Annotated in this window: 10 protein-coding genes and 2 tRNA genes; 8 read left to right on the forward strand and 4 right to left on the reverse strand. The window is 65.0% G+C overall.

The features are described from left to right. Nucleotides 1-6: 6 nt before the first annotated feature. Nucleotides 7-1,398 carry a 30S ribosomal protein S6--L-glutamate ligase gene (gene rimK / locus PMES_RS01160; protein ID WP_159963699.1) on the reverse strand — a complete coding sequence of 464 codons (1,392 nt, stop codon included), beginning with the start codon at nucleotides 1,396-1,398 and terminating at the stop codon, nucleotides 7-9. Between the two features lie 273 nt (nucleotides 1,399-1,671). Here rimK and tgt point away from each other — a divergent pair, with 273 nt between their 5' ends. After that, nucleotides 1,672-2,799, forward strand: coding sequence for a tRNA guanosine(34) transglycosylase Tgt (tgt, locus tag PMES_RS01165; protein WP_159963700.1), 1,128 nt, complete (start codon nucleotides 1,672-1,674; stop codon nucleotides 2,797-2,799). 42 nt (nucleotides 2,800-2,841) lie between these two features. On the opposite strand, the gene PMES_RS01170 is transcribed toward tgt, so the two are convergent. After that, nucleotides 2,842-3,516 carry a hypothetical protein gene (locus PMES_RS01170; protein ID WP_159963701.1) on the reverse strand — a complete coding sequence of 225 codons (675 nt, stop codon included), beginning with the start codon at nucleotides 3,514-3,516 and terminating at the stop codon, nucleotides 2,842-2,844. Between the two features lie 316 nt (nucleotides 3,517-3,832). On the opposite strand from PMES_RS01170, the gene PMES_RS01175 reads away from it, so the two are divergent. Continuing rightward, nucleotides 3,833-4,936: an alkene reductase gene (locus PMES_RS01175; RefSeq protein WP_159963702.1), complete on the forward strand. Its 1,104-nt coding sequence runs from the start codon at nucleotides 3,833-3,835 to the stop codon at nucleotides 4,934-4,936. A 95-nt stretch (nucleotides 4,937-5,031) separates the two neighbouring features. Here the strand turns inward: PMES_RS01175 and PMES_RS01180 are convergent, their stop codons facing one another. Further along, nucleotides 5,032-5,673: a hypothetical protein gene (locus PMES_RS01180; RefSeq protein WP_159963703.1), complete on the reverse strand. Its 642-nt coding sequence runs from the start codon at nucleotides 5,671-5,673 to the stop codon at nucleotides 5,032-5,034. A gap of 314 nt (nucleotides 5,674-5,987) precedes the next feature. Here PMES_RS01180 and lon point away from each other — a divergent pair, with 314 nt between their 5' ends. Then, on the forward strand, nucleotides 5,988-8,396 hold the full coding sequence (gene lon, locus PMES_RS01185) for an endopeptidase La (RefSeq protein WP_159963704.1): 2,409 nt from the start codon (nucleotides 5,988-5,990) through the stop codon (nucleotides 8,394-8,396). A 215-nt stretch (nucleotides 8,397-8,611) separates the two neighbouring features. On the opposite strand, the gene PMES_RS01190 is transcribed toward lon, so the two are convergent. Then, entirely contained in the window at nucleotides 8,612-9,472 is an 861-nt protein-coding gene (locus PMES_RS01190; protein ID WP_159963705.1) for a DMT family transporter, read from the reverse strand. A gap of 181 nt (nucleotides 9,473-9,653) precedes the next feature. On the opposite strand from PMES_RS01190, the gene PMES_RS01195 reads away from it, so the two are divergent. The 5 genes from PMES_RS01195 to PMES_RS01215 all read left to right on the forward strand — a co-directional run. Further along, nucleotides 9,654-10,427 carry a helix-turn-helix domain-containing protein gene (locus tag PMES_RS01195; RefSeq protein ID WP_236549653.1) on the forward strand — a complete coding sequence of 258 codons (774 nt, stop codon included), beginning with the start codon at nucleotides 9,654-9,656 and terminating at the stop codon, nucleotides 10,425-10,427. A 189-nt stretch (nucleotides 10,428-10,616) separates the two neighbouring features. Continuing rightward, a tRNA-Val gene (locus PMES_RS01200) sits at nucleotides 10,617-10,691 on the forward strand. Nucleotides 10,692-10,742: 51 nt separating this feature from the next. After that, nucleotides 10,743-10,818 (forward strand) — tRNA-Val (locus tag PMES_RS01205). A gap of 224 nt (nucleotides 10,819-11,042) precedes the next feature. After that, entirely contained in the window at nucleotides 11,043-11,303 is a 261-nt protein-coding gene (locus tag PMES_RS01210) for a spike base protein, RCAP_Rcc01079 family (protein ID WP_159963707.1), read from the forward strand. Beyond that, a partial coding sequence (locus PMES_RS01215; protein ID WP_159963708.1) for a hypothetical protein occupies nucleotides 11,303-12,157 on the forward strand: 855 nt, incomplete at its 3' end. The genes PMES_RS01210 and PMES_RS01215, both read left to right, overlap by 1 nt.

A 12,157-nucleotide genomic window follows, 5' to 3' on the forward strand; every position in this document is an offset into this window, starting at 1 on the left:
GGCGGGTTACCTGCCCTTGCGCGGCTTTCTGACAGGGGAGGGGCGCACGCGCTTCTCGATCACCTCATAGAGTAACGCGGCAAGATCCTTGGAGGTCGTCCTCTCGATCCCCTCGAGCCCCGGCGAAGAGTTCACCTCGAGAACCTTCGGCCCGTCCGAGGCACGCAGCAGGTCGACACCCGCCATGCCCAGCTTGAAAGCGCGCGCGGCCCTGAGCGCGGTCTCGCGCTCCTCCTTGGTGATGCGCACGCTGGCGCTCTTGCCGCCCTGGTGCAGGTTCGAGCGGAACTCTCCGGTGGCCGCCGTCCGCTTCATGGAGGCCACGACCTTGCCGCCCAGTACCAGGCAGCGAATGTCCTCGCCGGCGGCCTCCTTCACGAAATCCTGGACCAGGAAATTGGCGCGCAGGCCCCTGAAAGCCGAGATCACCGATTCGGCCGCCTTGCGCGTCTCGGCCAGCACCACGCCCTTGCCCTGGGTCGATTCGAGCAGTTTGACGATGAGCGGCGCGGTCCCGACGAGACCGATCAGGTTGCCGGTATCCTTGGGCGAGGCGGCGAAGGCGGTGGTCGGCATTCCGATCCTGTGTCGGGCGAGAATCTGGTGGGCGCGCAGCTTGTCGCGGCTTGCCGTGATGCCCTCCGAGCCGTTCACGCAATAGGTGCCGATGGTCTCGAACTGGCGGATCACGGCGGCGCCGTAGGGGGTAATCGAGGCGCCGATGCGCGGGATCACCGCATCATAGCGCGGCAGACGCTTGCCATCGTAATGCACCTCGGGGTTCAGCGCGTTGAGCACCATGTAGCAGCGCACCGTGTCGATTACCTCGATCACATGGCCGCGTTTTTCGCCCTCGGCCACCAGCCGGCGGGTCGAATAGCTGTCGCTCTCGCGGCTGAGCACGGCGATGCGCAGGGCACGGTCTGGGGCGACCTCGCGCACCTTGGCCGAGTGGTAGACATCGTAGCTCAGCTCGGGCTGGCAGAACCGGCTGTTGGGGTCGATCACGACATCTTCGGTGAATGCCTGCCGTCCCAGCAGCATCCTGTAGGCCATCGAGCCGCGATCGGTCAGGGTCAACTCGACCGGCCAGTCGCGCCCGCCGACATGCATCCGGCTTTCGATCACGTAGCGCAGCTCGGTCTCGCCATTCGAGGAGGTCACGTCGCGCCGGTCGAGGATCGGCGCCGAGCAGGCGATGACGAGATCGGAGCGCCCCGGGATCGGTTGGATCTGGAACCTGATCTTGGGCTTGGCGGAGGGGCCAAAGGGCTCAATGTCATAGGCATGCAGGGCCGATGTCCTGGCGCCCGTATCCACCTTCGCCTTCAGGGCCGGCAGCCCCAGATCGGGCAGGCCGATCCACTCTTCCCATCCCAGCCTGATTTCCTGGTCCATCTCATGTCCCCGTTCATGTTCGCGTCGACGCCCGCCGCGTTTTCCACCGGCCGACGGCGATCCGCGCGCCCCCGGTCCGCCGCGCCGATCGTCGCGGTGTGATGGGGGAGCGGGGCGCCGCGATCAAGTCATTCCTTGGAGCCTTGTCTGCGGGGCCGTCCGGGTTCGGGCAGCGGGGATGGTGCGGGCGTCCAAGAGGCTTCCGCCTGCGGGCCGTGTGGCGGCGGATTGATGCGGATTGCATCGCGGACGCGGCGCGGCTATCGCAGCGCCATGACACGCATCTCCTTTTCCCTCTCAGCGACCGACGGGCGGGCCCGAACCGGCACCATCGCAACGCCCCGTGGCGAGATCCGAACCCCCGCCTTCATGCCCGTGGGCACGGCTGCCACGGTGAAGGCGATGCTGCCGGAAAGCGTACGCGAGACGGGTGCCGATATCCTTCTCGGCAACACCTATCACCTGATGCTGCGGCCGACGGCGGAGCGGATCGAGCGACGGGGCGGGCTGCACCGTTTCATGAACTGGGAGCGTCCCATCCTGACCGATTCGGGGGGGTTCCAGGTAATGAGCCTGTCGGGGCTGCGCAAGATGAGCGAGCAGGGCGTGACCTTCAAGAGCCATGTCGACGGCTCGCTGCACGAGCTGACGCCAGAGCGTTCGATGGAGATCCAGAGGATGCTGGGCTCCGATATCGTGATGTGCTTCGACGAATGCACACCCTTCCCGGCGGAGGAGGGGGTGTCGCTGGAGAGCATGCGCATGTCGATGCGCTGGGCGCAGCGGTCGAAGGAGGCGTTCGGGGATCGTCCGGGTCATGCGCTTTTCGGCATCCAGCAGGGCAGCGTCTTTCGAGGCCAGCGCGAGGAGAGCGCCGAGGCGCTGCGCAAGATCGGCTTCGACGGCTACGCGGTGGGCGGTCTCGCCGTCGGCGAGGGCCAGGAGGCGATGTTCGACGTGCTCGACTACGCGCCGGACATGCTTCCCGAGGACAAGCCGCGCTATCTCATGGGGGTGGGCAAGCCCGACGATATCGTGGGGGCGGTCAAGCGTGGGATCGACATGATGGATTGTGTCCTGCCGTCGCGCTCGGGGCGCACCGGACAGGCATTCACGCGCAACGGGGTGGTGAATATCAAGAACGCGCGCCACCAGGACGATCCGCGCCCGCTCGACGAGAACTGCGACTGCCCCGCCTGCCGGAATTACTCGCGCGCCTACCTGCATCATGTCTTCCGCGCGCAGGAGATGATCTCCGGCATGCTGCTGACATGGCACAACCTGCGATACTATCAGGACCTGATGGAAGGCTTGCGCGGGGCGATCGCGGTCGGGCAGTTCGATGCCTTCGAGGCCGATTTCCACACTGCCCGTGCCGAAGGTGATATCCCGAGGCTCTGACATGGCGCGCGCGTCTGCGGTCCGGGCGGCGCGCGCCGGCCTTCAGCCCCGGCGCGCGAGGCGGCGCAGAAACGAAAGCGCGAAGAGCCCGCCGCCGAGCAACGGGAGACCGGCTGGCAGCGGAACCGGCGCGATGCCGGCCAGGGGGGCGGCCTGATCGATGCGCATGTTGGCGTTGGCCGCCGTGTCGCTATGGGTCATGTCGCCGGGGCGCATTCCCGAGAAATAGCGGCGCACGGCGTGCGGATTGGAGGCGGACCCGACCAGGCCGGCCTCGTAGTTGGTATCCGTCGCGCTCAGGGCGGTGGTCGCGAAATCGACGATGAGCTCACCGCCCGCGAAGGAGAAGGATTCGGTCAGGGTGAATGTGACGTCGTAATTGCCGATCACGGTATCGCCGAGAATACCCTTGTCGGTGCGGGCCACGGTGACGAAGTCGTCGCCCGATCCCAGCGACAGGATGAGGTCGATCGGCATGTCGTTCACCCGCGCCATGTCGAAGGCGATCACATCCCCGGCGCGCAGATCGAGCGGCAGGATATCGGAGTAGACGAAGCCCATGTGATCGCCGAACCGTCCGGGGCAGGAGAAGGGAATGCAATTCCACACATGCTCGGGCGCATCGCCGGCATAATCCGTGGTGGCGGCCCCGGCGACATGGGGGAAGGCCCCGAAGAGCGCCGCGGCGAGTAGGGCGGGGAAGGCGATACGGGACATTCGGCAAAGTCTCCTCTCGAGTAAAGGTTACCGAAGCGTTAACGCGCCGCCGTGTCATTTCAACTTGTAATAACCTTTAAGGTTAATGGGTTGAGGGGGTAAGTTAAGGTTAACGGGCGAGTCCGGGCTTGCCCCGACAACCGGTGCGGGCGGACCCTGACGCCGCGCTCGGCCCGGGCGGAGGGCGATCCGGACTCGGAGGCATATCCGCAGTGCCGTTTCGCGCTCTGGCGCACAGAGGCTGCGCCGGGCGGGGGCTTGATCGAGGGCGGCGAGCCTTTAGATCGACAGTTCAGCATAATGGAAGGTTAACTTCATGACCGAGAAACTCTTCACCCCCGTCACGATCGGCGCGCTCGATCTCAAGAACCGGATCGTGATGGCCCCGCTCACCCGCAACCGTGCCAGCGCCGAGGGCGATGCGCCCCATGACCTGCACGTCACCTATTACACGCAGCGTGCCGGCGCCGGCCTCATCATCACCGAGGCGACGCAGATCAGCCCCGAGGGCAAGGGCTACGTCCAGACGCCGGGCATCTACACGGACGAGCAGATCGCCGGTTGGAAGAAGGTGACCGAGGCGGTCCATGCCAAGGGCGGCAAGATCATCCTGCAGCTTTGGCACGTCGGACGCATCTCGCATGTCTCCCTGCAACCCGGTGGCCAGGCCCCCGTCGCCCCTTCGGCGATCAATGCCGGCGGCCAGACGGTGACGCAGGATGGCTTCGTCGACACCTCCGATCCGCGCGCGCTCGAAACCTCCGAGATCCCGCGCCTCATCGAGGATTACCGCAAGGCCGCCGAGAATGCGAAGGCCGCCGGGTTCGACGGCGTCGAGATCCATGCGGGCAATGGCTACCTTCTGGACCAGTTCCTGCGCGATGGTGCGAACAAGCGCGATGACCAGTATGGCGGCAGCATCGAGAACCGCGCGCGTCTGGTGCTCGAAGTGACCGAGGCCGTCTGCTCCGTCTGGGGCGGCGATCGCGTCGGCATCCGCATCTCGCCGTTCTCCGGGTTCAACAACCTCGAGGACAGCGACCCGCAGCCGCTCTTCGAGCACCTGGTGAAGGGGTTGGATCGGTTCGGGCTTGCCTATCTGCATGTCATCGAGGGCGATACCGGGGCCGGGCGCACGCTCGAGACCGGGCAGAGCGTCGCGGCGATGCGCAAGCTCTTCAACGGCGCCTACATGGCAAACAACTGCTACGGTCGCGAGGATGCGATCGCCACGGTCGATGCCGGCGAGGCCGATCTGGTGGCGTTCGGGCGTCCCTACATCGCCAATCCCGATCTCGCCGAGCGGCTCGAGAAGAATGCCGAGCTCAACGAGGGAGATCAGAGCACCTTCTACGGTGGCGGCGCCGAAGGGTATGTCGACTATCCGTTCATGGATGGCAGCGTCCGCGACGCGGCCTGACCCAGGCGTCCGGTCCAGCCTGGATCGACCGGGGGTTTCAAGGGGGCGGCACGCAACGGGCGTGCCGCCCTTTTTTCGTGGCGGCGGCCGCCGTTTCAGGCGCGTTTGCGGGTCAGCAGTCCGAGCATCGCCACGCCGGCGATCAGCAGCGGGAATCCGGCTGGCAGCGGGATCGGGGCTGGAATGACATTGTCGGAAAAGCCGACCGAGACGTTATCGGCGACCTCGTACACGTCCACCGGCTCGCCGATAAGGCGGACCCGGTCGAAGCCGGCGGCCGTCAGGCCCAGGAAACCCCCACTGTTCGGTGCGATGTCGCCCATCACGGAGGCGACCAGGGACGTTCCGGCATAGGCATGAAGGCTGTATGCCACCGGTGCAGAGCCTTGCGCTCCGCCCCCGAGATTCTGAAAAATGTCGGTTCCGAAGGCAGTGAAAGTGCCGCCGAGATCGAAATCGAGCCAGTCCGACAGTGGGAAGTTGCTGCCGATGGCCTGGGTGGGATTGGACGATTGGCCCGGCGACGCGGTGTAGAGATCATTTGCATCAGACGAGACGGTCAGTCCGGTGCCCAACGTGAAGGGCGGATTGAGCGGAGCGGGCAGCGTTTCGAAATCCTCCGTGAAGCTCAGGGTAATGGCGTTCAGGAAGGTGGTGCGGTCGGTATATGTGACGGCCCCGGCGGCGGTCGTGAAACCGATGACCAGTGCGGAGGCGAAAGTGAGAAGACCCCTCATGGCATTTCTCCTGGTTGGATTGCGCTGTGTTGAATCACTCTGAAAAGCCGCGCGACGGGGTGGGCGGCTGTACACAATGATGCGACAATACCACAAACCCGCCGAATTTTCGATTGCGAAGGCGCGTTTGTCTCCCCGGCAAACCGGGCATCGAGCGGCGTCTATTGTATCGCGCGGAACGCACGGGCAGGGTGCCGCGAACACAGTCGCACATGCTTGAACAGGCAGCTTCGCGCCCCCAAATAGCAAGATATCGGAAAGGGCCACAGGTCGCCGTGATCGGGACGGGGCCCTTTTGCCAAGAAGGAAAATACATGACCGAGCAAACACGACCCTCCTATCCGGTGCTGCCCTTGCGCGACATCGTGGTGTTTCCGCACATGATCGTTCCGCTTTTCGTGGGCCGCGAGAAATCGGTGCGCGCGCTTGAGGAGGTCATGGCCGACGACAAGCAGATCCTGCTGTCGAGCCAGATCGATGCGGGCGTCGATGACCCGGATGCCGATGGCATCTATCGCACCGGTGTGCTGGCCAACGTCCTGCAGCTGCTCAAGCTTCCCGACGGAACCGTGAAGGTTCTCGTGGAAGGGCGCGAGCGTGTACGCATCGCCGAGTTCATCGAGAATGACAGCTACTTCGAGGCCCGTGCCGAGAGCCTTGATGAAGAAGCGGGCGAGCAGGAAACCGTCGACGCGCTGGTCCGTTCGGTGGCCGGCGAGTTCGAGCGCTACGCCAAGATCAAGAAGAACATCCCCGAAGAGGCGCTCGCGGCCGTCGGGGAGACCCGCGAGCCGGCGAAGCTTGCCGACCTGGTGGCCGGGCACCTTGGCGTCGAGGTCGAGCAGAAGCAACAGCTGCTCGAGACCCTTTCCGTCGCCGAGCGGCTCGAGAAGGTCTATGGCCTGATGCAGGGCGAGATGAGCGTCCTGCAGGTCGAGAAGAAGATCAAGACCCGCGTCAAGAGCCAGATGGAGCGCACCCAGCGCGAATACTACCTCAACGAACAGATGAAGGCGATCCAGAAGGAGCTGGGTGATGGCGAGGAGGGGGCCGGCGAAGTCGCCGAGCTCGAGAAGCGCATCGCCGAGACCAAGCTTTCAAAGGAGGCGCGCGAGAAGGCCGAGGCCGAGCTCAAGAAGCTCAAGAACATGAGCCCGATGAGCGCCGAAGCCACCGTCGTGCGCAACTATCTCGACTGGCTGCTCGGGATTCCGTGGGGCGAGAAGTCCCGCGTCAGCAAGGACCTGGCGAAGGCCGAGAAGATCCTCGATGACGATCATTACGGGCTTGAGAAGGTCAAGGAGCGGATTGTCGAGTATCTCGCCGTGCAGCAGCGCAGCAAGAAGCTCAAGGGGCCGATCCTGTGCCTTGTCGGACCTCCGGGTGTCGGCAAGACGTCGCTGGGCAAGTCGGTAGCCAAGTCCACGGGGCGCGAGTTCATCCGCATCTCGCTCGGCGGCGTGCGCGACGAGAGCGAGATCCGGGGGCACCGCCGGACCTATATCGGCTCGATGCCTGGCAAGATCATCCAGGCGCTGAAGAAGGCCAAGACCACCAACCCGCTCATCCTGCTCGACGAGATCGACAAGATGGGGCAGGACTTCCGCGGTGATCCGGCTTCCGCGATGCTGGAGGTGCTCGATCCCGAGCAGAACGGCACTTTCGTCGATCACTATCTCGAGGTGGAATACGACCTGTCGAACGTGATGTTCCTGACGACGGCGAACTCCTACAATATGCCCGGCCCGCTTCTGGACCGGATGGAGATCATCCCGCTCGCCGGCTACACCGAGGACGAGAAGCGCGAGATCGCCAGGCAGCACCTGATCGGAAAGCAGGTCAAGAACCACGGCCTCAAGAAGGGCGAGTTCGAGCTGAGCGAGACGGCGCTTCAGGAAGTGATCCGGACCTACACGCGCGAGGCGGGTGTGCGGAACCTCGAGCGCGAGATCGCGAAGATCGCCCGCAAGGCGGTGACGCAGATCGTGCGCAAGCAGACCGACAAGGTCGAGGTGACGCCCGAGAACCTGGGTGACTTCCTCGGGGTGCCCAAGCATCGCTACGGTCTTGCCGAGGAGGAGGACCAGATCGGTGTCGTCACGGGGCTGGCCTATACGAGCGTTGGCGGCGAGTTGCTGTCCATCGAGGCGCTCAGGCTGCCGGGCAAGGGCCGGATGAAGACGACCGGCAAGCTCGGGGACGTGATGAAGGAATCGATCGACGCGGCATCGAGCTACGTCCGTTCGATCAGCCCCAAGATCGGGGTTAAGCCGCCGCGCTTCGACAAGCTCGACATCCATGTGCACGTTCCCGACGGGGCAACCCCGAAAGACGGCCCCAGCGCCGGTCTGGCCATGGTGACGTCGATCGTTTCGGTGCTCACGCAGATCCCGGTTCGCAAGGATATCGCGATGACGGGCGAGGTCAGCTTGCGCGGCAATGCGATGCCGATCGGCGGCCTCAAGGAGAAGCTGCTCGCGGCCCTGAGGGGCGGCATCAAGACGGTGCTCATCCCGGTGGAGAACGAGAAGGACCTCGCGGACATTCCTGACAACGTGAAGAAGGGCATGACGATCATCCCGGTCAAGCACGTCTCGGAGGTTCTCGAGCATGCGCTGGTGCGCAAGCCCGAGCCGATCGAGTGGGATGCCGAGGCGGAAGAGGCCGCGGCGGCCGCGGCGGCCAAGTCGTCGGAGGCGGGCACCGGCGCAACCGCGCACTGAGCCCTCTTGAGCATGTGATCGAAGGGGCCGGCCGCCATGGCCGGCCCCTTGCCGTTTGCGCGGCCTTGATGCGGGCCCGGCGCAGGATTGCGAGGATTGCCATTGCCGCGCTGGCATTTCGATTGCCGTCTGCGGAGAAGACCGATCCACGGTCCCTAGGGCCCGGGAGAAGCAAGGGCGGCGTCCGCTCTGGGCCGGCTCTGCTATCGGGGGCGTCACCCCTTTCGGAACATGACGACGTTGCCGGCGCAGGCGAGCGCCACGCCGAGGATCGCCGGCGCCGTCCATTGGTAATCCTCGAGCATGGTCGAAGCGGTAAGCGCGACGATGGGGAAGAGGACCGTCGCATAGCCGGCCCTTGCCGATCCGATTCGGCTTATGAGCATCAGGTAGGTCGTGAAGCCGATGACCGACCCGATCACGCCAAGATATGCGAGCGCGATCCAGTAGCTCTCCCGCATTGGCAAGCCGAGAGGCTGCCCTGTCATCGTGACGATGAGCAGCAGGCACAGCGCGCCGATCGCCATACCCCACGCATTGGCCGTGACGGGCGCAACGCCCAGCATGCTGTTGCGCCGCGATGCCATGTTGCCAAGGGAGAACAGCATGGTCCCCAGAAACGCCCAGGCGATGCCGCGCAGGGTGGCAGGGTCGACCGCCACCGCGACATCGTTCCAGAAGAGCAGGACCAGGCCGCCGACACCCAGGCTCCCCGCCAGGATAGTCCGTCCATCGACGGGATCGCCGAAGAAGAGCCGTGCGTTGATGGCGTTCAAGATCGAGGCCAGGGAGAAGATGACCGAGACCAGGCCTGACGGGATCAACGACGTGGCCATGTAGATGCCGATGAAGTTGAAGCAGAAAAGGCATAGCGCCTGCACGACGACGAACCGCCAGCGGGCGGGCCACCGCAGCCGGCCGAGAGCCGCCAATCCTGCCAGCATGACAACACTGGCAAGAGCGAAGCGGTAGAAGATCGAGACGGTAACGGCCACCTCTCCAACCTGTGCGGCAATGGCGATCCAGGTCGTTCCCCAGATCAGGACGGTGGCGACGAACAAGAACGGCGTATTCATGCGATAGCTCCCTCTGGGACCTTGTAGCCGACGTCCCATGAAGGCCATTGCAGGATCTTGCGGTGAAATTGTGCGGCGGCATGGCGCGGCTTCCCGGCGCAGGCTACGGGATGGCATGACTAGGACCATTCGCGACTTTCTCGGGTCTTCTCCCGCTGCCCGGGCCACGGCCTCACTCGCCATGGGCGCGGAGACCAGTGCCGCGATATGGGAGAACAGCCATGATCGGATCAGCTATACCGCCCCGCGCGGTCACGCCTTCAGCTATTATCTCGAAGGCGGCACGGGCACGCGCCGGCTTGATGTGAGCCCGAGAACGGGGCGGCCCGGCGTGGTCTGCATCATGCCCGAGGGCCAGACCTCGGAATGGGAAATCACGACACCTTTCCGATTCGTGCACCTCTACATACCGGATAACCGGTTGAGAGCTGCATTCGCGCAGGTGCATGATTGCGATGCACGCCGGATGGACCTGCCGGAGCTGACCTTCGACGAAGGGCGAGAACTCGCCTTGCCCCTCGTGCAGTTGTCGCAGGCGGCCCGGTGCCAGGACATCCTGCTGGCGGATGCCGCGCTCTCGGACCTGGTGGGGCGGTTGGGCAAGCGCGCGATTGCCGTGAAGGGCGGGCTTCCCGTGCGTCAGTTGCGACGGATCGACGAATGGATCGATGCCCATCTCGAGGATCGGATCCGCCTTGCCGATATCGCGCACCTGGCCGATCTCTCCCCGTTCCACCTGCATCGGATGTTCCGGATGACGCGCGGGATTGCGTTGCATGGCTGGGTGACGAACCGGCGGATCACGCGGGCGAAGAAAATGCTCGAAGGATCATCCCCCCTCATCGAGATCGCGCATGCCTGCGGCTTTTCTAGCCAGAGCCATTTCTCGAGGGTCTTCAAGGAGCAGACATCCATGACGCCCAGCGCCTATCGTGCGGTGCGGCGCGGGCCGTAGTCATCATCGGGCGCGCGCCCGGGGTCGATTTTCTTCAGGATGGCGCCGATCCTGGCCGGCTCGATCCCGAGACTTTGAAAGGGGCCGGCCCCGCCGCATTCGGGCGCGGCATCTGCAGGGCGCACGCTGGCGGGGCGGGGCAATCAAGGCTTGCACGCGGAATGTGCCCAAGGTAATGAGCGCGCCAACGGGTGATTAGCTCAGTGGTAGAGCGCTTCGTTCACATCGAAGATGTCAGGGGTTCAAATCCCTTATCACCCACCATTTTCCCGTCACGCGGCAGTCTTTCGCCGCGATGATGGCGCCGGCCGGGCCGGGTGGTTAGCTCAGTTGGTAGAGCGTTTCGTTTACACCGAAAATGTCGGGGGTTCGAGCCCCTCACCACCCACCAGCCTTGCATCCCTCATCCCCTGCCGTGCCTTTCAGGACCGACCGGTCTGCCTCATCGCGTTGCGTGAGGTGCGGGCAGGGCGGCCGGTACGATCGGCTTTCCTCAAGACCTGACCGGCAGGGTTCGCCTCTCATCACATACCATTGCGGCATGCTCGCCGTGGGGCGTCTCGGACGGGCGCACCGGCGGCGGCGTGACGGATGGCAACGAGGGGAATCACGCAGATGAGCGATCGTTTTTCGGAATTCACATCGGGCCTCACCGGGCCAGCGAGCCAGATTTTCGCGATCGTCCCCGATGACGGGGCCGATCTGGCGCAGGCGACACGCGCCATCAACGTGGCACAGGGCGGCGCGGTCACCCTGACCACCATCGACGGGACGACGGGCACGATCCATGTCGCGGCGGGAATGGCGTTCCCGGTGCGCGCGCGCCGCATCCATGCGACCGGCACGGATGCGACAGGTATCACGGGACTGGCGTGATGGAGGTCGGTCTCGCGATCGCCATCGGCGCGCCGCAGCCCGTGGCCGAGCTTCTTGCACAGGCGGCGCCGGCCTATGCCATCACTGCCAGCGGCGGCACCGTCACCCGGATCGAGGAGCAGTCCGACCATCTCTCCTTCAGGCTCACCGGGCATCCCGTCGCGCAGTATGACGGCGATTACCTCGTGGCGAAGGCCGCGCTTGCCGAAGGTTGGCCGGTCTTCCTGCGGGCGCCGGTGAGCCGGGGCACGGGACCCGACCATGTCGTCGATGCCGGGCTCGTCATCGCGCCGTCCGATGACCCGCCCGAGATCACCCGGCAATGGTTCGTGGGCACCGACACGGTCGCGCGCGCCTCCGGCAGCACCTACACCCTGCCGCCGGAGGATGACGGCCTCGAGCTGCGCTATGTCGAGATCGCGGCGAATGTTGCGGGGACCGAAGAGCGAAGCATCGTGGCGCAGCAAGAGGTCGTCGCGGCTGTTCAGCCTGCGGTCACGCTCGCCGCCGGCACCTTCTTGAAAAAGGTCTGGCCATTCTCGACGTCGACGAACCTGCTCTACCACGCGAACATTTCGCTCCCCACCCTGCCGACGTCCAACGCCAGCTTCATCGACCTGTTCAACGGCGACATGCGGGTGATCTACAAGACCGACGGCAGCGTCAGCGTTCAGCGTCTCGCGCGCGAGGGGGGCAACATCCACAACATCTCGGTCGTTCCGCCCGGTGCCCTGTCGGCGGGGGACAGGGTCGGTATCCTCCTCGAGATCGACACAGGCACCGCCAACGCCGCGCGGGCGGCCTACAAGCGCAACGATGCGCCGTGGGTGATGAGCTTCGACGGCGCCATCCCC

This window comes from Profundibacterium mesophilum KAUST100406-0324 (assembly GCF_009835145.1).
GTDB classification, from domain to species: Bacteria; Pseudomonadota; Alphaproteobacteria; order Rhodobacterales; family Rhodobacteraceae; genus Profundibacterium; species Profundibacterium mesophilum.